Raw genomic sequence first — 25279 nt, forward strand, 5'->3', positions numbered from 1 at the left:
TCAAGGATTTGACGGGCATTAATGCAGGGAACGCGCAGATGTTATCTCTGAATAAACCGTTAAAAGAATTTGGTCAGCTCGATAAGTCTTTGTCTAAATATGGCACCCGTTTTGAACATATCCATGAAAAACATCTTATCTATTCCACGGAAAAGAACCCTGACACGACATTAGTGATTCTGGAAGGGATTATCTCATTAAGACGTAATGAAGATATTCTTGTTGGTATTGCTCAGGCTCCTTTCATTATGGGACTGACCAATGGGGTAATGAAACATGATGTTCAGTACGATCTTGTCAGCGAGGGGAAATGTTCGGGATACCACCTCTCTGCCTCACAAACCGTTGCGATTATTGAAGAATGCCAGTTGTGGCGTGAGGCCTTTTACTGGCTGACCTGGCAGAACCGTATTCTGCAGCAGCGCGATCGACAGTTAATTGGCAATAATTCCTACGAGCAAATCCGTACCACTCTTTTCTCGATGAATGAGTGGGATGAAGGTTTACGCTCCAGAATTGGGGTGATGAATTACATTCACCAGCGCACGCGAATTTCGCGTTCTGTCGTGGCAGAAGTACTGGCGGCGTTACGTAAGGGCGGCTATATCGAAATGAGTAAAGGCAAACTGGTTAGAATAAACCGTCTGCCTTCTGATTATTAATTAAGACGCCGGAATCACGCGAGGGGTATTTTCGCTCAGTTCGACGACCAGATCGTTAATACCGTTACTCATATTGGTAAAACGGGTGAGCGGAGAGCGAGTGACGACGACAAATGCGCCCACATTTTTTTGCGGAATCATCGCCATATAGGTAATGAACCCACCGCCACCACCGGTTTTTTGAATAATTCCCGGGCGTCCATTCTTCGGCGCCATATAGACCCAGCCTAATCCCAACGCATCGGCTTTGCCGGGAACATCCATACCCGTTACCCGCGTTAACTGCGTGCGCTGATAAATCAGCGTCTGCATTCTGTCGGCCTGATTACTGCGCTGGTAAAAATCAGAGGACAGATATTGCTGCATCCAGCGCATCATATCGCCCGGTGTTGAGTACACGCCGCCGCTGCCGATGGCCGCCAGCGTGTTATTGCACGGACTGGCCCCTTTTTCCGCCACCATCAAACGTTTGCACTGATCGGGAGAGGGAGTATAGGTGGTGTCTTTCATGCCCAGCGGGCGGGTGATCTTCTCTTCAAACAGTTGGGTATAAGGCTTGCCGGAGGCGTTTGCCAGCGCATCAGCCAACAGGTCGAACGCCAGGTTGGAATAGGCCGCCTGTGACCCCGGCGCGGCTTTCAGGGTTGCTGTGGAGAGGTAGTTCCAGCGCTGTTCTCGCGTCGGCCAGACGAACACCGGACGCTTTGCCGCGCCACCAGGTTGTTCACGGGGCAGTGCGCTGGTGTGTGTCGCCAGATTGACCAGCGTGATCGGTTTCCCTTCATATGACGGTACGCGCGCGCCGACAGGGGCATATTTACTCAGCGGATCGTCCAGTTTGACCGTACCCTGATCGAGCAGTTTCACCAGCATTTCACTGGTCATCAGTTTGGTGAGGGACGCAATGCGAATGACCGAATCCAGTTGTGGTCGCACGTTATTGCCCGGACGGGTTTCGCCGAAACTGCGAAAGACGCGCTGGTTGCCGTCGATGACGACGAGCGCCATCCCCGTCGCACCGCTGCCATAGAAAATATGATCGGCATAACGCTCGACAATATCAGACGCAAAAACCGGATCGGCAACAGGTTGAGCCGCCTGGACTGAGGTCAATGACGCCGCACACAGCGCGGCAGAAAAAAGCAGACTACGTTTCAACGGTGGTGTCCATGAATGAGGTGAAGTGAAAAACGTGACACGAAATCATTCAGGAAGCATCAAGGCGGCAAGCGAGTAAATCCCCAGGTGCATAGTTAACTATGTGACAGGGGGTTATGCGCGTAGCCAACAAAGAGGCAACCAGAAGGATGATGTGTATGCGTATTTATACTACGCAACGGCACATTGCAAAGCGCTAATTAGAGCAAGGATAGAGAGAAAAACGTAACGGCGCGTAAATGGGGCGCTTTTGCCGCGAAGGAAAATCCGCTTTTGTGATCCAGGGCGTGCAATAATCTTGCATCACTATTTCTTGATGGGGCTGACGATGTCTGAAAAACGGGTTGTGATGGTTGTTGATATGCAAGTCGGCGTGTTTGCCACGCCGCGTATTCATCGGGAAGCGTGCGTGGAACGCATCAATCAGCTTACCCGGGCGGCTGATCTCACGATTTTTATTCAGCATACCGAGGCGGGTGGGCTGGAGGAGGGAAGTGCAGGATTCGCACTGCTACCTGAACTGAGCACGCCCGCGAATGCAAAATACGTCACGAAAACCGCGTGCGATTCCTTTTACAAAACGGCGCTCGAATCGTTACTGCGTGAAGAGGCGATTTCGCATTTTGTTATCTGCGGCTGTGCGACGGACTATTGCGTCGATACCACCATCAGAATCGGTGCCAGTCGGGGTTATCGCATAACGGTTGCGGAAGATGCCCACACCACCGCGCATCGCCCGGCCGCACCAGCACAGACGCTCATTGCACACCATAATGATGTCTGGCGCAATCTGATCGTGCCCGATAATCCGGTGTGGGTGAAACCCGTCGACACAATTCTTCAGGACTGGAAAACGAACTAAGCGCCACCATGTTGGTCACAATGGGCGGTTTCGCCTGTTGTGACCGTCTATTTTCAACCCGCGCGGCGGAAAAAACACAGCAGTTGTCATAACGATAAGAAGTTAGCAGGAGAGCATCATGTTTAAGTCTTTTTTCCCAAAGCCGGGACCTTTTTTCCTTTCGGCTTTCATTTGGGCATTAGTTGCGGTTATTTTCTGGCAAGCTGGAGGGAGTGACTGGGTTGCGCGACTGACTGGCGCAGCTGGTACCGTGCCCATTAGCGCTGCCCGTTTCTGGTCGCTGAGTTACCTGATTTTTTATGCCTACTATGTGCTTTGTGTCGGGCTATTTGCGCTGTTCTGGTTTCTCTACAGTCCGCATCGCTGGCAGTACTGGTCGATTCTTGGTACCTCGCTGATTATCTTCGTCACCTGGTTTTTGGTCGAAGTGGGGGTGGCCGTCAACGCCTGGTACGCGCCATTCTACGATCTGATCCAGACCGCCCTCAGCGCGCCGCATAAAGTCACCATGAGCCAGTTCTATAACGAACTGGGGGTTTTCCTTGGCATCGCGCTGATTGCCGTGGTGATTAGCGTGCTGAATAACTTTTTTGTCAGCCACTATGTGTTCCGCTGGCGTACGGCGATGAACGAATATTACATGGCGCAGTGGCAGCATCTGCGACATATCGAAGGGGCGGCGCAGCGTGTGCAGGAAGACACCATGCGTTTTGCGTCAACGCTGGAAAGCATGGGCGTGAGCTTCATCAATGCCATCATGACGCTGATCGCTTTCCTGCCGGTGCTGGTTGCGCTTTCTCCGCACGTGCCTGAGCTGCCGATTGTCGGCCATGTGCCTTACGGTCTGGTGATTGCGGCGATCGTCTGGTCACTGATGGGCACCGGTTTGCTGGCGGTCGTCGGGATCAAACTTCCGGGACTGGAATTTAAAAATCAGCGAGTGGAAGCGGCTTATCGTAAAGAGCTGGTATACGGGGAAGATGACGCTAATCGCGCCACGCCGCCGACGGTTCGTGAGCTGTTCAGTGCGGTTCGCCAGAACTATTTCCGCCTCTATTTTCACTACATGTATTTTAATATCGCGCGCATTCTCTACCTGCAGGTGGACAACGTTTTCGGTTTGTTCCTGCTGTTTCCGTCGATTGTTGCCGGTACGATTACGCTGGGTCTGATGACGCAAATTACCAACGTCTTTAGCCAGGTGCGGGGCGCGTTCCAGTACCTGATTAACTCGTGGACGACGCTGGTCGAACTGATGTCTATCTATAAACGTCTGCGCAGCTTTGAGCGCGAACTGGACGAGCGGGATATTCAGGCTGTCACCCACACTCTTGGTTAACAAAAGGAAACGTTATGTCGGCGGTATCTTGTCTTTTCCCATTGTCATTGCTGGCCGGGCTGGTGCTGGCAGGATGTAGTAGTCAGCCCTCGCAACCGCTGAAGAAAGGTGAGAAACCGGTAGACGTCGCGAGCGTGGTGCGCCAGAAAATGCCGGCCAGCGTGAAGGATCGGGACGGCTGGGCGCAGGATATCGCCAAAACGTTTGAAAGCCAGAAGCTGGCACCCACGGTGGAAAATATCTGTTCGGTGCTGGCGGTCGCGCAGCAGGAGTCCAACTATCAGGCCGATCCGGCCGTTCCGGGGTTGAGCAAAATTGCCTGGCAGGAGATAGACCGACGTGCCGAACGGATGCACATCCCGGTTTTCCTGGTACATACCGCGCTGAAAATCACATCCCCGAATGGGAAAAGCTACAGCGAGCGTCTGGATTCGGTAAAAACGGAAAAACAGCTCAGCGCCATTTTTGATGATTTTATCAATATGGTGCCGATGGGGCAGACGCTGTTCGGTTCACTCAATCCGGTACACACCGGCGGCCCGATGCAGGTCAGCATTGCGTTTGCCGAGCAGCACAGCAAAGGATATCCGTGGAAAATGAATGGAACGGTGCGCCAGGAAGTGTTCAGCCGTCGCGGTGGACTCTGGTTCGGAACCTATCATCTGCTCAATTACCCGGCCAACTACAGCGCGCCGATTTTCCGCTTTGCCGACTTTAACGCCGGATGGTACGCCAGCCGTAACGCTGCGTTTCAAAACGCGGTCAGTAAAGCCAGTGGCGTCAAACTGGCGCTGGATGGTGACCTGATCGCTTACGGCAATAAAGAGGCCGGTAAAACGGAGCTGGCGGTGCGTAAACTGGCGGGCAAACTGGATCTCAGCGAAAGCGCGATCCGTCGACAACTGGAGAAAGGCGACAGTCTCGCGTTTGAAGAGACCGTGCTTTACGAAAGGGTGTTCAAGCTTGCTGAGACAAAATCAGGGAAGGCACTGCCGCGTGAAATGCTGCCAGGTATTCAGCTTGAAAGCCCGAAAATCACCCGGAATCTCACCACGGCCTGGTTTGCAAAACGGGTCAACGATCGTCGGGCGACGTGTATGGGGCAGTAATCGCCGGGCCATTACTGGCGGCGGTAACGCCAGCGTAGGATAGCGGCGATGACGCCGAAAATCAGACTGCCGACCAGAAACGGCACCAGACCAAAGATAGTCCCGACGCCCAGCCCAATCTCCACGCGCGGGCGTCCTGTCTCTTGCACCTGCATCAGGTGCTCATATACGCCTGGTGCGTGAACCAGCAGGTTCAGGATCTGCGCCCCGGCCCAAAAACAGAACAGAACAAACACGGCGTAAGCGATGTTGCCTGGCGTAGAGGCGGTTTCTCGATGTTTCCCGTTAAACAAGGATTTTGAGAGAGTGAAATCAGCCATAAATGACCTCCGCGAGTAATTCTGCATCTCTGACACCATGCCAGTAACTTACCGTGAGTCTGACAGGTCATCGCGTTTGTCAATATCAGAATGATGGTAATTTCAGTCTGGGATGAATCCTGGATTGCAGATTCTTGTTGGTTGTCACAAATCGGTTACCTTAAATTAAATTTTGCAACATTTAAGAAATTCCGCATACGACACAGACCGGTTTCCCGTAATATGCAATGATGCTTTTTTTCGTTCGGGAGTTGCCATGAACCTGCCTGTAAAAATACGCCGTGACTGGCACTACTACGCCTTTGCGATCGGACTGATTTTCATTCTGAACGGTGTTGTTGGGCTGTTGGGCTTTGAAGCCAAAGGCTGGCAAACCTATGCCGTGGGTCTGGTGACCTGGGTCATCAGCTTCTGGTTGGCGGGATTGATTATTCGTCGTCGTGTGGAGGATGAAGCGGCGTAAGCCTGATGTGCAACGTCGTCATCAGGCTTACCGGGAGGTGCTGATTACATCGTTGTTTTCAGCGCGTTATCCGCAGCGTGACGTTCCAGCGCCAGTTCGATCAAGCGGGTGATCAAATCGGTATAGCCTAAACCGCTGGCCTGCCAGAGTTTCGGATACATGCTGATGTTGGTAAAGCCTGGCAGGGTGTTGATCTCATTGATCACCACCTCATTATCGGCCGTTAAGAAGACATCGACGCGCGCCATGCCGGCGCAGCCCAGCGTCTGATACGCCTGAATGGCAATCTCACGGATTTTGTCGTTGATCTGAGGCTCAATCGCCGCAGGGACCACCACTTTCGCGCCATTATCATCAATGTATTTGGTGTCGTAGGCATAGAAATCACTGTTGAGCACGATCTCGCCACAGGTGCTGGCCTGCGGATGATCGTTGCCCAACACCGCGCACTCGATCTCACGCCCTTTGATCCCTTGCTCCACCACCACTTTGTGATCGAATTCGAACGCGAGGGCGACAGCCTGCGCGTATTGCGCTGCGCTGGTGACCTTACTGACGCCGACAGACGATCCCTGATTAGCGGGCTTAACGAACAGCGGCAGGCCAAGACGGGCTTCTACCTCTGCAAAACTTATCGTATTGCGGTTGGCGCGCGTCAGCGTAATAAACGGCGCGATATTCAGTCCGGCATCACGCAACAACCGCTTAGTGACGTCTTTATCCATGCACGCCGCAGAGCCCAGTACGTCGGAACCGACGAAGGGCAGATTTGCCACGCGCAGCATTCCTTGCAGTGAACCATCCTCGCCCAGCGTGCCGTGCACAATCGGGAAAATGACGTCCACGGTCGGCAGCGGCTGGCCATTCTGCGCATCAATCAACTGCTGCTCATGCCTACCCGGAACCTGTGCCAGGCTGGTCGCAGAAGGACGCAGCGCAATATGCGCCGGATCGTTCGCATTGAGCAGGTAATTGTTGGCATCGCTGACGTGCCACTGCCCTTGCTTATCAATGCCTAACAACACGACGTCAAAGCGGGTCTTGTCGATGGCATCGACAATATTTTTTGCCGATTGCAATGACACTTCATGCTCCGCTGATTTACCACCAAATACGATTCCTACCCGCAACTTTGCCATCTTAAACCCATTCCCTCGAACACAAAGCGTATACATTACCACGACAAAACGAGGGATTCGCGGGCTTCTGCCATAATGTTAGGGAGAATTGCACGGGAGGGAACGTGAAAGGAAAAGGCTGGCTGTTGGTGATGATTCTGGGCGTGGCGTGTGGCGTGGGATATCGCTATCTGCCGTCTTATTACAACCCGCTCACCCCTCTTGAGTTGTCTGACCCGCCAAACTGGATCACTCAATTTAAGCTTAAACGTCTGACGCCGGCGCGTTGTCAGGCGCTGTTGCTGCAGGCAAACCAGCAGAAGCTGATTACTTCACAGCCCGTGGCCGACAGCGCAGGCGAATGTCCTTTAACCGACGTGGTACGGGTACGGGATTTTGGCGCAGTTAAACTGAGTAGCAGCTTTCTTGCTTCCTGTCCGTTAGCGCTGCGTTCGGCGCTGTATGTCGGGCAGCAGGCTGCGCCGTTGACGGAACGTCTGATGATGAGCCTACTGGTTCGGATTGAGCATCTCGGCAGCTTCGCCTGTCGCAATATTTACCATCGTCCTGACGCGCGTCGTAGCGAGCACGCCAGCGCGCAGGCCCTGGATGTCAGCGGCTTTAGCCTTGCCGACGGCAGGCACTTCACCGTTCTGCGCGGCTGGAAGCAGGAGGAAAGCGCCCCATGGCTACGGGCGCTGCTCAACGTGAGCTGTCAATACTATGGCAACGGCTTAGGACCGGACTACAACGCCGCCCACGCCAACCATTTTCACCTGGGGATACGGGGAATCGGCCTTTGTCGCTAAGCATAAAGCCCTGCGGTTTACTGGGTTTTAATGTGATGTGTTTCACAAAAATGGTGACCGGGAAGATAAAATAGTAAATTGCGCGACAGGGCACCACAGGATCCCCTGACAGACGTGGAGATTGTTAAACTAACGGCGTTTTCTGCTATTAATCACGATGAGCGTTTATGGAATCCTGGAAAGTTAATCTCATTTCCGTCTGGTTCGGCTGCTTTTTTACCGGTCTGGCAATCAGTCAAATCCTGCCGTTTTTGCCGCTGTATATTTCGCAGCTTGGGGTGGACTCCCACGAAGCGCTCTCGATGTGGTCCGGTCTGACATTCAGTGTCACATTCTTAATCTCCGCGATTGTCTCTCCGCTCTGGGGGAGCCTGGCAGACCGTAAAGGTCGCAAGCTGATGCTGCTGCGCGCTTCGCTCGGCATGGCGATTGCGATACTGCTGCAAGCCTTTGCTACCAACGTCTGGCAGCTTTTCCTGCTGCGCGGCATCATGGGCTTAACGTCCGGTTATATCCCTAACGCGATGGCGCTGGTGGCGTCTCAGGTGCCTCGTGATCGCAGCGGATGGGCACTCAGTACGTTGGCGACCGCGCAAATCAGCGGTGTGATTGGCGGCCCGCTGATGGGCGGTTTTATTGCCGATCATGTGGGTTTACGCCCGGTCTTTTTTATCACCGCAATACTGCTGGTCGTCAGCTTTCTGGTCACTCTCTTCTTGATTAAAGAAGGTGTCCGACCGACTCTGAAAAAGAGCGAACGGCTGAGCGGGAAAGCCGTATTTGCTTCACTGCCGTATCCGGCGTTGGTTATCAGCCTCTTTTTCACTACGCTGGTGATTCAGTTGTGCAATGGCTCAATCAGTCCGATTCTGGCGCTATTTATTAAGTCGATGGCTCCGGACAGTAATAATATTGCCTTTTTGAGCGGGTTAATCGCCTCGGTGCCTGGCGTGTCGGCACTGATTTCTGCGCCGCGACTGGGTAAGCTTGGCGATCGCATCGGCACCGAAAGGATCCTGATGGCGACGCTGATTTGTGCGGTCGTGCTGTTCTTTGCCATGTCGTGGGTCACGACGCCTTTCCAGCTTGGCGTTTTACGTTTTCTGCTCGGTTTTGCCGATGGCGCAATGCTGCCTGCCGTCCAGACGCTGCTGGTCAAATACTCCAGCGACCAAATAACCGGGCGTATTTTTGGTTATAACCAATCGTTTATGTATCTTGGCAATGTTGCGGGTCCGCTAATGGGGGCAACGGTGTCGGCAATGGCGGGATTTCGTTGGGTATTTATTGCCACTGCGGTCATTGTGATGATTAACCTTTGTCAGTTAACCCTTGTTCTGCGCCAGCGGCGAAATATCCGTAAGCGTGTGTAAAACGATTAAAAATGACTTAAGTGAAATCAATCGTTTTTTTATCATAACTTTAACTTATGGCCGGGGGTGACTATTTTATTCATGACTTTTAATTCTGGTTTTTGTTTTTCTGCGAGAAACGTTTCGCTCACCGTATTCTGTGATTATTTACGCAAAGTCTTTCCTTTCTTATAAAAATACTACTTTCAGACTCTAGGCAGCATGGATTCATAATGATACCGTCAGCCTTCTTTGGATAAGGAAATGCGGTCATGAAAAATCTAATAGCTGAGTTGTTGCTTAAGCTTGCCCAGAAAGAGGAAGAGTCAAAAGAACTGGTTGCTCAGGTAGAAGCATTAGAGATTATCGTTACAGCGATGCTGCGCAATATGGCTCAGAGCGAGCAGCAGCTGTTGATTCATCAGGTTGAGGGCGCACTTGACGGCGTAAAGCCCGATGCCAGCGTTCCGGATAACGATACGGAGTTGCTGCGCCAGTATGTACATAAGTTATTGAGGCATCCTCGTTACTAGTGATATTCAGTTTCTACGCTGTCATAAACCTGTCATGTCATAGACCTATAGTCGCTTTGTTTTTATTTTAAGTGTATTAAGTACATGGAGAAAATAAAGTGAAACAAAGCGCTATCGCTCTTGCATTGTTACCGCTGCTGTATATCCCTGTTAGTCATTCTGAAACATCATCCATGTCGGTTCTGGACAACCGTGCCGCGCAAGGGGATATTACAACGCCAGGCGGAGCACGCCGTTTATCGGCCGATCAAACACAAGCATTGCGCGAATCACTGAATGATAAACCCGCAAAAAATATTATTTTATTGATTGGCGATGGTATGGGCGATTCAGAAATTACCGCTGCGCGAAATTATGCTGAAGGCGCGGGTGGTTATTTTAAAGGGATTGATGCCTTACCGCTGACCGGCCAATACACGCACTATGCGCTGGATAAAAAAACCGGTAAGCCAGATTACGTGACAGACTCCGCTGCGTCGGCAACCGCATGGACAACCGGTGTGAAAACCTATAACGGCGCGCTGGGCGTCGATATTCACGAAAAAGATCACACGACGCTGCTGGAAATGGCAAAAGCGGCGGGGCTGGCGACGGGCAACGTCTCGACCGCAGAGCTACAGGATGCTACGCCTGCCGCGCTGGTGGCGCACGTCACGTCACGTAAATGCTATGGCCCGAGCGTAACGAGCGAGAAATGCCCGACGAATGCGCTGGAAAAAGGCGGCAAAGGCTCAATAACCGAACAACTGCTGAATGCCCGTGCGGATGTGACGCTGGGCGGCGGCGCGAAAACATTCGCCGAAACCGCGACAGCGGGCGAATGGCAGGGCAAAACGCTGCGTGAACAGGCCGAAGCCCGGGGCTACCAACTGGTCGGCGACGCGGCCTCACTGGCGGTAATCGGCGAAGCCAGTCAGGACAAACCGCTGCTGGGACTGTTCTCTGACGGCAACATGCCTGTGCGCTGGGAAGGCCCCAAAGCGTCTTATCACGGCAATATTGATAAGCCAGTCGTGACCTGTACACCGAATCCAAAACGCGACGAGACCGTCCCGACGCTGGCGCAAATGACTGACAAAGCCATTGAGCTGCTCAGCAAAAATGAGAAGGGATTCTTCCTGCAGGTGGAAGGGGCTTCTATCGATAAACAGGATCACGCGGCGAACCCTTGCGGACAGATTGGCGAGACGGTGGATCTGGACGAAGCCGTACAGCGCGCGCTGGCCTTTGCAAAGAAAGAGGGTAACACGCTGGTGATCGTCACCGCCGATCACGCCCACGCCAGCCAGATCGTTGCGCCGGAGACAAAAGCGCCGGGTCTGACCCAGGCGTTGAACACGAAAGATGGCGCCGTGATGGTGATTAGCTACGGCAACTCTGAAGAAGAGTCTCAGGAGCATACGGGCAGCCAGTTGCGCATCGCGGCCTACGGTCCTCATGCAGCCAACGTGGTCGGGCTGACCGATCAAACCGACCTGTTCTATACCATGAAAGCGGCGTTAGGCCTGAAATAATCCAGCCCCCGGCAGGATAACGTTTGCTGTCGGGTGGTTTTTTTATCATTAGCAGCCAGACTTATCTGCATATCCCCGCGTTTACCCGCGGGAGATAGTCGAGTGAATGCTCAAAAAAGGATGGTGCTATGAAAATAACATTACTGGTTACCCTATTGTTTGGTTTGATCTTTCTAACGACCGTTGGTGCGGCAGAGAAAACTTTAACGCCGCAGCAGCAGCGCATGACCACCTGTAATCAACAGGCGACCGCGAAGACGTTGAAGGGCGATGCCCGTAAGACGTACATGAGCGATTGCCTTAAAAACAGTCAGTCCGCGCCCGGAGAAAAAAGTCTGACGCCGCAACAGCAAAAAATGCGCGAGTGCAACGTCCAGGCGACGGAACAATCGCTGAAAGGTGACGATCGCAGTAAGTTTATGAGTGCCTGCCTGAAGAAAGCGGCGTAGCGCCGACGTAGTGCCTATATAGTGCCGATATAGTGCTAACGGGTGAGCAAAGAAAAACGCTCACCCGAAATTTCATACTTTCCCCGCCAGACCCGTCTCTATAATTTGGGAAAATTGTTTCAGAATGTTCCCAAAAAATAATGAATGACGAAAACTTTTACAAAAAAGCGGTCAACCTCGATGAAGAGTCTCTTTCATCGCAGCAAAATGACCATCAACGCTCTGGACTGCGATTCGCCCGGCGGGTGAGAGTGCCGCGCGCAGTGGCGCTGGGAGGGATGTTTTTCCCTGTCGCCGCGGCGCTGGTTGCGAGCCCCGTATCCGGTGTCTGGTGGTTGTTGCTGGTGGGATGGGCGTTCGTCTGGCCGCACCTGGCCTGGCAAATCGCCAGCAGAGCCGTCGATCCATTGAGTCGGGAATTCGCCAATTTAAAAACGGATGCGGTCCTCGCCGGAATGTGGGTCGGCCTGATGGGCGCCAATGCGCTCCCCTCCACCGCGCTGTTGATGATCATCTGTATGAATCTGATGGGCGCAGGCGGTATGCGACTGTTTATTGCCGGGCTGGCCCTGATGGTGGTCGCTTGTCTGGTCACGCTGCAACTGACGGGCGTCTCTCTGGCCTTAAGAAGCGCGCCACTGGAAGGGGCGCTGACGCTGCCGGTCATCGTGATTTACCCGCTGTTATTCTCCTGGGTCAGCTATCAGGCCGCGACAAAACTGGCGCAGCACAAGCGCCGGTTGCAGGTGATGAGCACGTGTGATGGCATGACGGGGGTTTACAACCGGCGGCACTGGGAAATATTACTGCGCAATGAATTTGAGCATTGTCGTCGCCAGCATCGGGATGCCACGCTGCTCATCATCGATATCGACCACTTTAAGAGTATTAATGATACCTGGGGACATGACGTTGGCGATGAAGCCATTCTGGCGCTAACCCGGCAGTTGAGAATGACCCTGCGCGGGAGCGATCTGATCGGGCGTTTTGGCGGTGATGAATTTGCGGTGATTATGTGCGGTACGCCAGCGGAAAGCGCCATAGCAGCGATGTCGCGGGTTCATGAGGGGTTACACGGGTTACGCCTGGCCTGCGCGCCGCAGGTTATTTTGCATATCAGCGTCGGCGTTGCACCGTTAACCCCGCAGTTTGGTCACTACCGCGAATGGCTGAAATCAGCCGATCTGGCGCTCTACAAAGCAAAGAATGCCGGACGTAACCGCACCGAAGTGGCGGCCTGACGTCCGGTTGTTCACTCAGGATTTACTGAGGTTCTCTGACTTCTCCATACACTTCGCCATCGCTTCAATCACCGCCGCGCGAAATCCTCTCGCTTCCAGTACGCGGACTGCTTCAATCGTCGTGCCGCCAGGCGAACAAACCATATCTTTCAGTACGCCAGGATGCTCGCCCGTTTCCAGCACCATTTTTGCAGAACCCATGACCGCCTGAGCGGCAAATTTGTAAGCCTGCGCGCGCGGCATACCGCCCAGCACCGCGGCATCTGCCATTGCTTCAATAAACATAAAGACATATGCCGGGGCGGAGCCGCTGACGCCAACCACCGGGTGAATCATCGACTCGGCAATCACTTCGGCTTCGCCAAAACAGCGGAAAATATTCAGCACGTCAGCGGTATCTTCCGGGGTAACCAGCGCGTTTGGCGTTACCGAGGTCATCCCGGCATTAACCAGAGACGGCGTGTTCGGCATCGCACGTACGATTTTCCGGTCGTGCCCCAGCGCGCGGGCGAGTTGATCGAGGGTTACGCCTGCCGCGATAGAGACCACTAGCGACTCTTTATTGAGACTGGAGGTGACCTCGCTGAGTACTTTGATCATGATGCCCGGCTTCACGGCGCCGAACACTATATCCGCCACCTGGGCGACTTCCTGGGCGGACTGCGCGGCGTTGATACCGTACTGATCGTGCAGCGCGGCGACTTTATCGGGGGAAGGGGTGTAGACCCAGATCTGGCCAGGAAGCACCTGACCGCTGGCAATCAGGCCGCCGAGGATCGCTTTCCCCATATTGCCGCAGCCGATAAAACCGATTTTCTTCTCCATCTCGTCACTCCCTATGGGTGATAGTTGTTGTTTTGTTTGATAAAGCCTAGCTTAGCGCGGATTGAAAGAGGCATGAAGGATAAACAGCACTTTGCCGCAGCGCAAAAGCACGAGACAATAGCCGATTGCACATGAGAAGGGAGACAATATGACCATATGGGTGGATGCGGATGCGTGTCCGAACGTAATAAAAGAGATCCTCTATCGTGCCGCCGGACGTATGCAAATATCGTTGATTCTGGTGGCGAACCAGAGCCTGCGAGTGCCGCCGTCACCGTATATCCGTACGCTGCGCGTTCCTGCGGGTTTTGACGTGGCGGACAACGAGATTGTGCGGCAGTGTACAGCAGGCGATCTGGTCATCACTGCCGATATCCCTCTGGCCGCTGAGGTGCTGGCGAAAGGCGCGTCGGCGCTCAATCCGCGTGGTGAACGCTACACCGAGTCGACCATTCGTGAACGTTTGACGATGCGTGATTTTATGGATACGTTGCGCGCCAGCGGGATCCAGACGGGCGGCCCGGATAGCCTCTCTGCGCGCGATCGTCAGCATTTTGCGGCGGAGCTGGAAAAGTGGTGGCTGGAAGTTCAACGCAGAAAAGCGTGAATGTAATTTATTTTTTACACTTTCCTCAGCGCTATTTCTTGATATAGTAGGGCATGCATTGATGTTTCTACTTTTAGTGGAATTAATTCTTTACACTTAACGCTGTACTAGTTTGATGGTATGATTATTCCTTTAATGACATCTGATCCCGCAGCTTTGCGGCTTTCTGGGGAACGCCCACTATGACGCAACCGCTTTATCTTGTTGGCCCACGCGGCTGTGGAAAAACAACGGTTGGCATGGCGCTGGCTACGGCAATTGGCTGTCGGTTTGTGGATACCGATCAATGGCTGCAGTCGCAGGTACAAATGACCGTGGCGGAAATCGTCGAGCGTGAAGGTTGGCCGGGATTTCGCGCCAGAGAAACGGCCGCACTGGAGGCGGTGACCGCGCCGTCGACGGTCGTCGCGACCGGTGGGGGAATCATTCTCACTGACTATAATCGCCATTTTATGCGTGATAACGGTATCGTCATTTATTTAAGCGCGCCGGTCCCGACGCTGGTTAATCGTCTTGAGGCTTCGCCTGAAGAGGAGTTACGTCCCACGCTGACCGGTAAACCCCTGAGCGAAGAGGTGCAAGAGGTGCTGCAACAGCGGGACGTGTTGTATCGCGAGGCGGCCCATTTCATCATTGATGCAGCGAAATCACCCAGCCAGGTGATTTCTGAAATTCAGCGCAGGCTGGCGCAGAGCGTGCTGCGCAGACAAGGCGGGGTCTATACTTAAACTTCATTCGACAGAAGGAAGGACTATGCCAACCAAACCGCCTTATCCACGTAAAGCGTATATTGTCACCATTGAGAAAGGGACGCCGGGACAGACGGTCACCTGGTATCAGTTGCGCGCCGATCACCCGAAACCGGATTCGTTAATCAGCGAGCATCCCAGCGCACAGGAAGCGAGGGATGCGAAAGCCCGTTACGAAGATCCCGATAAAACCTGATGACTGAACGGCTCGGAATGGAATCTGAGTGAGTGCAAACCCTACCTGCATCACATTTTTTAATGATGGCCCGTTATACCTGAAAACTAACATCAAACAATAACAACCTATTACTGGAGTTATCTGGAATCTTTACACAGCGATTTGTTCTGCGCCTGCTACGCTTTTTTGCATTTGCAAAGGTAAGTGTCGGCAGTGGTGCAGCACATTTGCCCGGGAATAAACGACGAAGTAAAAAAGAAGGTGGAAAAAATGAGTGCGTCGTTGGCTATCCTCACCATCGGCGTTGTACCCATGAGTGAAGTCTTACCGCTTCTGACTGAGTACATCGACGAACAACATATCACCCATCACAGTCTGCTGGGAAAAATGAGTCGCGATGATGTTCTGGCGGATTACGCGCTGGAATCCGGCGAAGACTCCCTGTTAACTCTACTTAACGATAATGAACTGGCTTACGTTTCACGGCAGAAAGTCGAGCGCGATCTGCAAAGCGTCATCGAAGTGCTGGATAACCAGGGCTATGACGTTATTTTACTGATGAGCACCGTGTCGATTGCCAGTATGACCGCCCGTAACAGCATTCTGCTTGAGCCACTACGCATTATTCCGCCGCTGGTGGCCTCGATTGTTGATGGACATCAGGTGGGGGTGATTGTACCGGTTGAAGATCTGATGGCCGATCAGGCGGAGAAATGGCAGGTTTTACAGTCGCCGCCGCTGTTTTCGCTGGCGAATCCCGTCCACGGCAGCACACAGCAGTTGATCGAAGCCGGTAAAGATCTGCTGGAACAAGGGGCGGATGTCATTATGCTGGATTCCCTTGGTTTTCATCAGCATCACCGCGATGTCCTGCAAAAATCGCTGGATGTTCCGGTGCTGCTCTCTAATGTGCTGATCGCGCGACTGGCTTCAGAACTGCTGGTTTAATTTTACGTGACAGGCCAAAGGGCTGCCCCCTATATTGGTTGTCAATTTACCAACGAGACAGGGCCCGTTTATGCTTCAAAGTAACGAATACTTTTCCGGCAAAGTGAAATCGATCGGCTTTACCAGCAGCAGTACTGGCCGTGCCAGTGTGGGCGTGATGCTGGAAGGGGAATACACCTTCGGCACCGCAGAGCCTGAAGAGATGACGGTGGTGAGCGGCGCGTTAAATGTGTTACTGCCGGATGCTACCGAATGGAAGGTGTATGCCGCAGGAGAGGTGTTCAACGTCCCGGGTCATAGCGAGTTTCATTTACAGGTCGCTGAACCGACCTCTTATCTTTGCCGCTATTTGTAATGATATTCCCTCTCCGCATGGAGAGGGAATCGTCGTTTAGCGCTGCGCTTCGCCGCCTAACCCTTCCACCAGATTCTGAATCAACGCAGCCAGTTCGCCGGTCATCAGGATAAAGTCCGCGTCAAAACGCTGGGCGAAATCTTCCCGATCGATATCTTCGTTTTGATCGCGCAGTTCGTCGCTGAATTTCAGACGCTTGATTGAACCGTCATCGCAGATCATAAACTGAATACGTTGCTGCCAGTCGAGCGCCAGCTTGGTCACCACTTTTCCGGCTTCAATGTGGACGGCTATTTCGTCGCTCACCAGATCCTGTTTTTTCGCCCGGATCACGCCGCCGTCTTCCAGCATCGCTTTCAGTTCGGCTTCGTCGAGTAACTGGAAGCCCTGAGCCACGGTGCCGGAACGCACCCATTCGGTGAGCGTTAGCTCAATCGGGTTTTCCAGTGCCAGCGGAACCACTGGCAGAGAACCGAGGCTTTTACGCAGCAGCGCCAGCGTATCTTCCGCTTTTTTCGCGCTTGCGCAGTCCACCATGATCAACCCGTTCACGGTGTCGATCCACATCATGGTCTGACTAAAGCGGCTAAAGGCACGCGGCAGCAACGAATGCAGCACTTCATCTTTCAGCGAGTCTTTCTCGGTTTTCTTCAGTTTGCGCGCCTGCTCGGCTTCCAGTTTGGCGATCTTCGCTTCCAGCGCCTGTTTGATCACCGGAGAGGGCAGGATCTTCTCTTCTTTACGCGCGCAAATCAAAATCTGGCCGTTATTGGTATGCGTCAACGCATCGCTGTGCGATCCCATTGGCGGCACCCAGCCCGTTTTTGCCATATCCTGGCTACCGCAAGGGGTAAACGTCATCGAGGCTAGCTGTTTTTCCATCTCCTCGGCACGCAATGAAATATCGCGGCTAAGACGGTAAACCATTAAATTTTTGAACCACAGCATGATAATTTCCACGGCCTTGTCGTTAAATTCAGCGCGTATAGTAACGAATTGTCGGCGGGCTTGCATTGCCATTCCCAATGCCCCGCTCTACTCTGTTGATATTCCCTACAAAATGAGGAACGCCGTGTGCGTATTGGTATTGATTTAGGCGGCACTAAAACGGAAGTGATTGCGCTCAGTGAGGCAGGGGAGCAACTGTTCCGCCATCGTCTGCCGACGCCGCGAAACGACTATCAGCAAACCATCGAAACCATTGCCACGCTGGTGGCGATGGCGGAAAAGGCCACCGGGCAAACGGGCACGGTGGGGATGGGCATCCCCGGTTCTATTTCGCCCTATACCGGTGTGGTGAAGAATGCCAACTCCACGTGGCTGAACGGTCAGCCGTTTGATAAAGATCTCAGCGCGCGTCTGCAACGTGAGGTGCGTCTGGCGAATGACGCGAACTGTCTGGCGGTTTCTGAGGCGGTTGATGGCGCCGCCGCCGGGGCGCAGACAGTGTTTGCGGTGATCATTGGTACCGGTTGCGGCGCGGGCGTGGCGCTCAACGGTCGGGCGCACATCGGCGGCAACGGTACGGCGGGCGAGTGGGGGCACAATCCTTTGCCGTGGATGGATGAGGATGAGCTTCGCTACCGTGAAGAAGTCCCCTGTTACTGTGGAAAACAGGGATGCATTGAGACGTTTATTTCCGGCACCGGGTTCGCTACCGATTACCATCGCCTGAGCGGCAATCCGCTTAAAGGCAGTGAAATTATCCGCCTGGCGGAGGAGCAAGATGTGCTGGCCGAACTGGCGCTCAGCCGCTATGAACGGCGGCTGGCGAAATCGCTGGCCCATGTGGTGAATATTCTCGACCCGGATGTTTTCGTTCTCGGCGGCGGGATGAGCAATATTGATCGCCTGTACCAAACGGTTCCGCCGCTGATTAAACAGTTTGTGTTCGGCGGGGAGTGCGAAACGCCGGTGCGCAAAGCCCTGCACGGTGACTCCAGCGGCGTGCGCGGCGCCGCGTGGCTGTGGCCACAGGCATAATGCGGAGAGGCCGGAAGACGACGCCAGTGCGTCTTATCCGGCCTGCGATACCTACATCACCCACTATTCCACGGCAAACATCCTGTCGAGTTTGCTGTAGCCCAGCCCGTTGATTTTCTTCACCTTGATCTGCACCGGGATCCGCTCTTTCATCGCTTCCACATGGCTAATCACACCAATGGTTTTCCCGCTGGCGTTGAGCGCATCCAGCGCATCGAGTGCGGTATCCAGCGTTTCACTGTCGAGCGTGCCGAAGCCTTCGTCAAGGAACAGCGAGTCAATGCGCGTTTTGTGACTGACCAGATCGGAGAGCGCCAGCGCCAGCGCGAGGCTGACCAGAAAGCTCTCGCCACCGGAAAGGGTGCGGGTATCGCGCACGGCGTCGGCCTGCCAGGTGTCGACCACCTCCAGTTCCAGCGCTTCGCTGGCTTTGCGCTGCAACAGATAGCGCCCATGCAGGCGGGTTAACTGGTTGTTCGCCAGCCACACCAGGTTATCCAGGGTCAGCCCCTGGGCGAATTTGCGGAATTTATCGCCCTCTTTAGAGCCGATCAGCGCATTCAGATAGCCCCAGTCCTCAACCTGTTGCATCGCGCTGTCGATTTTTTGCATCAACGCCTGTTGCTGTTGGCGATTATCACTATCCTGTTTTAGCTGTTGGCGTATTTCGCCCTGACGCGTGGCATTGTCGCGCACCCGTTCGTTAAGCTGCGCCACGGCTTGCTGAAGGTGTTCAACTGACTGCGTGAGATCCAGTCCCGCTGGCGGCTGTTGCTGATGCGCCGCCAGCGCCTGGGCTGACTGTGCGGCAAGCGTCTGCGCCTGCTGAAGTTGATTTTCCAGCGACTGCTTAAGCTGTTCCAGGCGCGTGACCGCCTCGTCATCCAGCAATGCGGCAAGAAATGCCGCCCGATCGGCAAACAGGCTGTGCTGAAGCGCGGTATCGAACTGCGCCTGTGCATCGGCGGCGCGCTGAGTCTCCTGCTGCTCCTGCTGTTGTAACGTCTGCAACTGACTGTGCAGCGACAGACACTCATCATGAATCTGACGCCAGTTTTCCAGCGTCACGCTCTCATCATCCTCGGCGTCAGTCGTGGCTGCAGGCAGCGTCTCGAGCAGCGGGGTGAGTTGCGCGATGCGCGTCTGCAACGCCGCCAACTCCGTCTGCCGCTGTTGCCACGCTTGCGCATCTGCCGCGCGCGCGTTTAACCACGCTTCCTCGCTGCCCTCCTCAGGAAGTGACAACGTATAGTGGCTTAACTGCGCTGACAGCGTTGCCTGCCGCTGGTCGATTTGCTGGCGGAACTGCGCCGCCTGTTGCGCATGGGCGGTGATTTGTACCTGTAGATCATGACGCTGGCTGAGCTGATAGAGTTGCTGTTCGTGCTCGTCCTGTGCCGTCAGCCAGGGCTGAATATCATCCTGCGGTTGTAACGTGATGTTCAGTGCGCCGATCGCAGTTTGCCACTGTTGAGTGAGCGCCTGCTCCTCTTTAGCGAGCGTCTGCGCTTCGCTTTCGTCACGCTGTAGTTGCTGGTTTAGCGCCTCTGACTGTCCACGCAGGGCGGCACCTTCGTCAGCCAGCGCTTTAACCTCTTTTTCCAGCGCATCGCGTCGCGCCTGATTAACGCCGGGCTCAAGCGCCTGATAGGCGGAGACAGCGGGATGGGTGGTTGAACCGCAAAGCGGACAGGGCTGACCGGACTGCAACAGCGCACGCTGGCTTTCCAGATCTTTGATCCGCGCTTCCTGCTCGCAAAGGGTTTTAACATCCTGATACTGCTGATATTTATCTTTATACTGCTGACGCTTTGCCTCCAGCAGGGTATTCCGCCGGGCCAGTTCCTGCTTGTTATGCGCAATCGCTGCCTGCAGTTGATTCAGACGCGCCAGTCGGGGAACGAGCTGACCGTGGAGCGAGAGCAGTTGCTGGCGCAGGGGACGCTGCTGCGCGTGCTGCGCCAGCGCCGTCGCAACCTCATCCACCGTCAGATTGAGCGTCACCGTCGGCAGCGCTTCCAGCTTGCGACTATCGTTTATCTGCTGTTGTTGCCATTTTGCCAGTTGAATCTTATCACTGGCCTGCTGAGCAAAAAGGGCACGCCATCCTCCTAACTCGTTGCTCCATAAACGAAAGCGATCGTGCGCGGTTAGCCACTCGTTCAGCGTCTGTTGTGTGGCAAGCAGGGCGGTGGACTGCCGCTCAGCCTGGCGGCGTATGCGCTCTCGCAGCGTGAGTTTGCTTTGTAAGCGAGCATTTACTTCGCTTATCTGCTGACGGGTGCGGGTGACGGTAGCCGTTTGCTCCTGAATGCGCTCCCACAGTGGGCGTAACGCTCTGGCAGGCTGCGCCAGACTGAGCGTCGCCAGCTGTGGCTGGGCGTTTTCCAGCGCCTCCTGCGCAACCCGCTGCGCCTGCTGACGCTGGTTCGCATCGGCCTGCAGTTCGCGTTGTCGCGTCAGCCAGTTCAACTGCTGTTGTCCGGTCTGCTGTTGGGCGACCCGCTGTTTCTCTTCGTCAGTGAGCGCCTGCAAACTTTCTGTCAGCGTCTGCAACGCCTCTGGCGCTAACAGCGCAACGCCGCTGGCCTGCGCCTGTAATTTCTCCAGTTCGGTGCGCGCGGTTTTGTGCTGTTCAAAAACCAGGGCGGAGATCTGCCCGTAAATTTCCGTGCCGGTCAGTTCTTCCAGCAGTTCCGCACGCTCCTTCGGCTTCGCGTTGAGGAACGCCGCGAACTGCCCCTGTGAGAGCAGCATCGAACGGGTAAAGCGACCGTAATCCAGCCCGGTCAGTTCCGCCGTCATCTCCAGTTTGTCTTTCACTTTGTCGGCAAGAATTTTCCCGTCGGCGCAGCGTGCCAGTTCAACGCGCGGAACCTGCAAATTGCCATCGGGCTGGTTGCGCGCACGGTTCTGGCTCCAGAACGCACGATAAGCTTCGCCTTTGACTTCAAACTCCACCTCCGCCAGACATTCCGCCGTATCACGAGTCATCAGATCGTTTTGCGACTGCGACACGGTATTCAGGCGAGGCGTCTCGTGGTACAACGCCAGGCAAATCGCATCGAGCAGGGTGGTTTTGCCAGCCCCGGTGGGACCGGTAATGGCAAACAGACCGTTGCTGGCAAACGGCTCCGCAGTGAAATCGACCTTCCATTCCCCTTTCAGTGAGTTGAGGTTTTTCAGGCGCAGACTGAGAATTTTCATGCCTCATGCTCCCCGGACAGTGTCTGTAACGTGCGGTGAAAAAGTGATGTCAGGCGTTCGCACTGCGGCGGCTCAAGTGCTTCCAGCGCCAGGCGGCGCGAAAATACCTCGTCCACGCTCAGTTCGCTCAGCGTTTCCCGGCGTTCGTTACTCAACATGCGCTCGCGCTGCTCCCGACTGCGGCGGACTAACAGCACCTCAACGGGCAGCGTTTCCGTCAGCGCCTGAATTTTACGCTGCATATCGTGCAGGTATTCATCGGTGGTGATTTCAATATCCAGCCAGACCGGAGGGCTTTGCTCGCTACCGCGCCACTGTTCCAGTTGCTCGGTAATCGCCGCGAGATCGCCTTTCAACACCGCCAGCGGTTGTGTTACCGGAACGGTGAGTTCTTCGACGCTGGCTAACTTACCGTCCAGGAAGTCCACCCGATGCACGTATTTGTTTTTGCCACATTCGTCAAAACTCAGCGCGATGGGGGAGCCGCAATAGCGGATGTGCTCTGTGCCGCCAATCTTCTGCGCCCGGTGGATGTGGCCCAGCGCGATGTAATCGGCGGGCGGGAAGTTCTGTGCCGGGAAAGCATCCAGCGTGCCAATATAAATGTCACGAACGGCGTCACTTTTGCTGGCGCCGACGGTGGTCAAATGGCCGGTGGCAATAATCGGCAGGGCGAGATCGCCGCGCAACGTGCAGGCAGCCTCGTATTGCTGCTGGTAATAGTCGGTGATGGCACCCAGCAGATGCTGCTGTTTTTCCTGACCGGACAGTCCCGCCTGGCTGCTGATAATGTCACGCGGGCGTAGAAACGGCACCGGACACAGCACCGCGCCGGGTTGACCGTCGCGACGATTCAGGATTTGCGGCGCGTGGCCAGCGCTGGCCACAACCGTGGTATTGAGAAACGCCAGAATCTCGCGGGATTCATTCAGCGTGGCGACGGAGTCATGGTTTCCTGCTAATACCACCAGATGACAGCCCGTTTGCTGCAGATTGACCACAAAACGGTTGTAGATCTCACGGGCATAGCTTGGCGGCGAGCCGGTATCGAAGATATCGCCTGCCACGACTATCGCATCCACCTGCTGTTCGACCGCCGTTTCCAGCAGCCAGTCGAGAAAGGCCTGATGTTCAGCGGCGCGGCTTTTGCTGTAAAAATTTTGTCCCAGATGCCAGTCAGAGGTGTGAAGGATGCGCATAACGGTTCCATGGCAAAAAAGCATAAAGGGGATTATAACCATTCGTGGGCTGTAATATCTCGTTTCTCGGGTGTCATAAATCAACAACCTAAGGTTAACGTCAGCGCGTATTTTCATAAATCTGTCATAAAACTGACGCATAATGGCGCCGCATTAAGACAGATGATGACAAGCAACTTATCTAACAGGGCAAATCATGGCGAGACGTATTCTGGTCGTAGAAGATGAAGCTCCAATTCGCGAAATGGTCTGTTTCGTGCTTGAGCAAAATGGCTTTCAGCCCGTTGAAGCTGAAGATTATGACAGTGCGGTGAACCAGCTTAATGAACCCTGGCCGGATTTGATCCTTCTTGACTGGATGTTACCCGGCGGTTCTGGTCTACAGTTTATTAAACACCTCAAGCGTGAAGCGATGACCCGGGATATTCCGGTCATGATGTTGACCGCCAGAGGGGAAGAAGAGGATCGCGTTCGCGGCCTGGAAACTGGCGCAGACGACTACATTACCAAACCGTTCTCCCCGAAAGAACTGGTTGCCCGCATCAAAGCGGTGATGCGGCGGATTTCACCGATGGCGGTGGAAGAAGTCATTGAGATGCAGGGGCTGAGCCTGGATCCCACATCGCACCGCGTGATGACCGGCGAAAACCCGCTCGATATGGGGCCAACGGAATTTAAACTCCTGCATTTCTTTATGACCCACCCCGAACGGGTATACAGCCGCGAACAGTTGCTGAACCATGTCTGGGGCACCAACGTCTACGTTGAGGATCGTACAGTCGATGTGCACATTCGCCGTCTGCGCAAAGCGCTGGAAACCAGCGGCCACGATCGGATGGTACAAACGGTTCGCGGGACAGGGTATCGTTTTTCGACCCGTTTTTGAAAGACAAGAATAAGAGCCTGGCTCTGAAGGGAGAGTGACCCGTGCTGGAACGGCTGTCATGGAAAAGGCTGGTGCTGGAGCTGATACTTTGCTGCATCCCTGCCTTGATCCTAAGTGCATTTTTTGGTTACCTGCCGTGGTTTTTACTGGCATCGGTAACAGGACTGCTGATCTGGCATTTCTGGAATTTATTACGCCTCTCATGGTGGCTGTGGGTCGACAGAAGCATGACGCCGCCGCCGGGACGAGGCAGTTGGGAACCGCTGCTGTACGGTTTGCACCAGATGCAACTGCGCAATAAAAAGCGCCGTCGCGAACTGGGCAATCTGATTAAACGCTTTCGCAGCGGGGCAGAGTCACTGCCCGATGCGGTGGTGTTGACCACCGAAGACGGGGGGATTTTCTGGTGTAACGGCCTGGCGCAACAGGTGCTGGGTTTACGCTGGCCGGACGATAGCGGACAGAACATCCTGAACCTGCTGCGCTACCCGGAGTTTACGCAGTACCTTAAGCTGCGGGATTTCAGCCGACCATTAAATCTGGTGCTTAATACCGGTCGACACCTGGAAATCCGCGTCATGCCGTATACCGATAAGCAACTGCTGATGGTGGCGCGCGACATGACCCAGATGCACCAGCTTGAAGGCGCGAGACGCAATTTCTTTGCCAATGTGAGCCATGAACTCCGCACCCCGCTTACGGTGTTGCAGGGCTATCTCGAGATGATGCACGAGCAGACGCTGGAAGGGGCAACGCGTGAGAAAGCGCTGTTGACGATGCGTGATCAGACCTCGCGTATGGAAGGACTGGTAAAACAGTTGCTCACGCTGTCGAGAATTGAAGCCGCACCCACGCTTTTGCTCAATGAGCAGGTCGATGTGCCGATGATGCTGCGCATGGTCGAACGCGAGGCGCAGACGCTTAGCCAGCAGAAGCACACCTTCAGCTTTGAGGTGGATAACCAGTTAAAAGTGCTGGGGAATGAAGAACAACTGCGCAGTGCGATGTCCAACCTGGTGTATAACGCGGTGAATCATACGCCAGCGGGAACCCATATCACCGTCCGCTGGCACGCGGTGCCGCACGGCGCGGAGTTTAGCGTGGAAGATAACGGACCGGGCATTGCGCCGGAACATATCCCGCGGTTAACGGAGCGATTTTATCGCGTGGATAAAGCGCGATCGCGGCAAACGGGCGGCAGTGGACTGGGGCTGGCTATCGTAAAACATGCGGTGAATCATCACGAAAGTCGCCTGAATATCGACAGTCAACTGGGCAAAGGAACGCGCTTTAGTTTTGTGCTACCGGAACGATTAATTGCCAAAAAAAGTGCTTAAAGTACAATCGTAAGGTTTTCTTTCCATAAGCCAGCCAATGCTGGCTTATTTTCTTTGCGGCTAAGATAAGTCTGCT

General features: G+C 54.4%; 26 protein-coding genes. 19 read left to right on the forward strand and 7 right to left on the reverse strand.

The annotated features are described in order from the left end of the window. The first annotated feature begins 38 nt into the window (after nt 1–38). Complete coding sequence (gene iprA / locus F384_RS01535; RefSeq protein WP_046497602.1) at nt 39–662, forward strand: hydrogen peroxide resistance inhibitor IprA; 624 nt, start codon at nt 39–41, stop codon at nt 660–662. On the opposite strand, the gene ampH is transcribed toward iprA, so the two are convergent. Next, nucleotides 663–1820 carry a D-alanyl-D-alanine-carboxypeptidase/endopeptidase AmpH gene (ampH, locus tag F384_RS01540; RefSeq protein ID WP_046476076.1) on the reverse strand — a complete coding sequence of 386 codons (1158 nt, stop codon included), beginning with the start codon at nt 1818–1820 and terminating at the stop codon, nt 663–665. 328 nt (nt 1821–2148) lie between these two features. Between ampH and F384_RS01545 the strand changes: the two genes are divergently transcribed. The 3 genes from F384_RS01545 to F384_RS01555 all read left to right on the forward strand — a co-directional run bounded on the left by F384_RS01545 (nt 2149) and on the right by F384_RS01555 (nt 5130). Beyond that, nucleotides 2149–2682: an isochorismatase family protein gene (locus F384_RS01545; protein ID WP_046476080.1), complete on the forward strand. Its 534-nt coding sequence runs from the start codon at nt 2149–2151 to the stop codon at nt 2680–2682. A gap of 118 nt (nt 2683–2800) precedes the next feature. Beyond that, the gene (gene sbmA, locus F384_RS01550; protein ID WP_046476083.1) at nt 2801–4021 is read left to right on the forward strand and encodes a peptide antibiotic transporter SbmA; all 1221 of its coding nucleotides are present in this window, start codon (nt 2801–2803) and stop codon (nt 4019–4021) included. Nucleotides 4022–4035: 14 nt separating this feature from the next. Beyond that, nucleotides 4036–5130 carry a DUF1615 domain-containing protein gene (locus F384_RS01555; RefSeq protein ID WP_046476086.1) on the forward strand — a complete coding sequence of 365 codons (1095 nt, stop codon included), beginning with the start codon at nt 4036–4038 and terminating at the stop codon, nt 5128–5130. A gap of 11 nt (nt 5131–5141) precedes the next feature. On the opposite strand, the gene F384_RS01560 is transcribed toward F384_RS01555, so the two are convergent. Continuing rightward, the gene (locus F384_RS01560; RefSeq protein ID WP_043001638.1) at nt 5142–5450 is read right to left on the reverse strand and encodes a YaiY family protein; all 309 of its coding nucleotides are present in this window, start codon (nt 5448–5450) and stop codon (nt 5142–5144) included. Nucleotides 5451–5706: 256 nt separating this feature from the next. Between F384_RS01560 and F384_RS01565 the strand changes: the two genes are divergently transcribed. After that, nucleotides 5707–5913 (forward strand): DUF2754 family protein, encoded by a 207-nt coding sequence (locus tag F384_RS01565; protein ID WP_046476092.1) that lies wholly within the window; start codon nt 5707–5709, stop codon nt 5911–5913. Nucleotides 5914–5957: 44 nt separating this feature from the next. Here the strand turns inward: F384_RS01565 and ddlA are convergent, their stop codons facing one another. Next, nucleotides 5958–7052: a D-alanine--D-alanine ligase gene (gene ddlA, locus F384_RS01570; RefSeq protein ID WP_046476094.1), complete on the reverse strand. Its 1095-nt coding sequence runs from the start codon at nt 7050–7052 to the stop codon at nt 5958–5960. Nucleotides 7053–7183: 131 nt separating this feature from the next. Between ddlA and F384_RS01575 the strand changes: the two genes are divergently transcribed. The 6 genes from F384_RS01575 to adrA all read left to right on the forward strand — a co-directional run bounded on the left by F384_RS01575 (nt 7184) and on the right by adrA (nt 12929). Continuing rightward, nucleotides 7184–7840, forward strand: a complete 657-nt coding sequence (locus F384_RS01575) for an extensin family protein (protein WP_080950042.1) — start codon at nt 7184–7186, stop codon at nt 7838–7840. A gap of 167 nt (nt 7841–8007) precedes the next feature. Continuing rightward, on the forward strand, nt 8008–9213 hold the full coding sequence (locus F384_RS01580; RefSeq protein ID WP_046476100.1) for a multidrug efflux MFS transporter: 1206 nt from the start codon (nt 8008–8010) through the stop codon (nt 9211–9213). Between the two features lie 251 nt (nt 9214–9464). Next, nucleotides 9465–9725 carry an anti-adapter protein IraP gene (gene iraP, locus F384_RS01585; RefSeq protein ID WP_046476102.1) on the forward strand — a complete coding sequence of 87 codons (261 nt, stop codon included), beginning with the start codon at nt 9465–9467 and terminating at the stop codon, nt 9723–9725. A gap of 98 nt (nt 9726–9823) precedes the next feature. Then, on the forward strand, nt 9824–11239 hold the full coding sequence (gene phoA / locus F384_RS01590) for an alkaline phosphatase (RefSeq protein ID WP_046476105.1): 1416 nt from the start codon (nt 9824–9826) through the stop codon (nt 11237–11239). A gap of 128 nt (nt 11240–11367) precedes the next feature. Then, nucleotides 11368–11688 carry a phosphate starvation-inducible protein PsiF gene (psiF, locus tag F384_RS01595; protein ID WP_046476107.1) on the forward strand — a complete coding sequence of 107 codons (321 nt, stop codon included), beginning with the start codon at nt 11368–11370 and terminating at the stop codon, nt 11686–11688. 140 nt (nt 11689–11828) lie between these two features. After that, entirely contained in the window at nt 11829–12929 is a 1101-nt protein-coding gene (adrA, locus tag F384_RS01600) for a diguanylate cyclase AdrA (protein ID WP_046476110.1), read from the forward strand. A 15-nt stretch (nt 12930–12944) separates the two neighbouring features. On the opposite strand, the gene proC is transcribed toward adrA, so the two are convergent. Next, the gene (gene proC / locus F384_RS01605) at nt 12945–13754 is read right to left on the reverse strand and encodes a pyrroline-5-carboxylate reductase (RefSeq protein ID WP_046476113.1); all 810 of its coding nucleotides are present in this window, start codon (nt 13752–13754) and stop codon (nt 12945–12947) included. Between the two features lie 148 nt (nt 13755–13902). On the opposite strand from proC, the gene F384_RS01610 reads away from it, so the two are divergent. From F384_RS01610 to ppnP, 5 genes are all read left to right on the forward strand, one after another. Next, entirely contained in the window at nt 13903–14361 is a 459-nt protein-coding gene (locus F384_RS01610; protein WP_046476116.1) for a YaiI/YqxD family protein, read from the forward strand. 182 nt (nt 14362–14543) lie between these two features. After that, nucleotides 14544–15089, forward strand: a complete 546-nt coding sequence (aroL, locus tag F384_RS01615) for a shikimate kinase AroL (RefSeq protein ID WP_046476119.1) — start codon at nt 14544–14546, stop codon at nt 15087–15089. A 25-nt stretch (nt 15090–15114) separates the two neighbouring features. Then, nucleotides 15115–15306, forward strand: a complete 192-nt coding sequence (yaiA, locus tag F384_RS01620; RefSeq protein WP_046476121.1) for a protein YaiA — start codon at nt 15115–15117, stop codon at nt 15304–15306. 252 nt (nt 15307–15558) lie between these two features. After that, on the forward strand, nt 15559–16236 hold the full coding sequence (locus F384_RS01625) for an AroM family protein (protein WP_046476124.1): 678 nt from the start codon (nt 15559–15561) through the stop codon (nt 16234–16236). A 70-nt stretch (nt 16237–16306) separates the two neighbouring features. Then, complete coding sequence (gene ppnP, locus F384_RS01630) at nt 16307–16591, forward strand: pyrimidine/purine nucleoside phosphorylase (RefSeq protein ID WP_046476127.1); 285 nt, start codon at nt 16307–16309, stop codon at nt 16589–16591. A 36-nt stretch (nt 16592–16627) separates the two neighbouring features. On the opposite strand, the gene rdgC is transcribed toward ppnP, so the two are convergent. Next, the gene (gene rdgC, locus F384_RS01635; protein ID WP_042324859.1) at nt 16628–17539 is read right to left on the reverse strand and encodes a recombination-associated protein RdgC; all 912 of its coding nucleotides are present in this window, start codon (nt 17537–17539) and stop codon (nt 16628–16630) included. Nucleotides 17540–17665: 126 nt separating this feature from the next. Between rdgC and mak the strand changes: the two genes are divergently transcribed. Then, nucleotides 17666–18574 (forward strand): fructokinase, encoded by a 909-nt coding sequence (gene mak, locus F384_RS01640; RefSeq protein ID WP_046476131.1) that lies wholly within the window; start codon nt 17666–17668, stop codon nt 18572–18574. Between the two features lie 63 nt (nt 18575–18637). On the opposite strand, the gene sbcC is transcribed toward mak, so the two are convergent. Further along, a complete protein-coding gene (gene sbcC / locus F384_RS01645; RefSeq protein WP_046476133.1) occupies nt 18638–21781 on the reverse strand; it encodes an exonuclease subunit SbcC in 3144 nt (1047 codons plus the stop codon). Continuing rightward, the gene (sbcD, locus tag F384_RS01650; RefSeq protein WP_046476136.1) at nt 21778–22980 is read right to left on the reverse strand and encodes an exonuclease subunit SbcD; all 1203 of its coding nucleotides are present in this window, start codon (nt 22978–22980) and stop codon (nt 21778–21780) included. The genes sbcC and sbcD overlap by 4 nt, the downstream gene beginning before the upstream one ends. Nucleotides 22981–23176: 196 nt before the next feature. On the opposite strand from sbcD, the gene phoB reads away from it, so the two are divergent. Both phoB and phoR read left to right on the forward strand, forming a co-directional pair. After that, nucleotides 23177–23866 (forward strand): phosphate response regulator transcription factor PhoB, encoded by a 690-nt coding sequence (gene phoB / locus F384_RS01655; RefSeq protein WP_042286011.1) that lies wholly within the window; start codon nt 23177–23179, stop codon nt 23864–23866. A gap of 41 nt (nt 23867–23907) precedes the next feature. Continuing rightward, nucleotides 23908–25203 carry a phosphate regulon sensor histidine kinase PhoR gene (gene phoR / locus F384_RS01660; protein WP_046476142.1) on the forward strand — a complete coding sequence of 432 codons (1296 nt, stop codon included), beginning with the start codon at nt 23908–23910 and terminating at the stop codon, nt 25201–25203. Nucleotides 25204–25279: the final 76 nt, after the last annotated feature.

It is taken from the genome of Citrobacter amalonaticus Y19 (assembly GCF_000981805.1).
GTDB classification, from domain to species: Bacteria; Pseudomonadota; Gammaproteobacteria; order Enterobacterales; family Enterobacteriaceae; genus Citrobacter_A; species Citrobacter_A amalonaticus_C.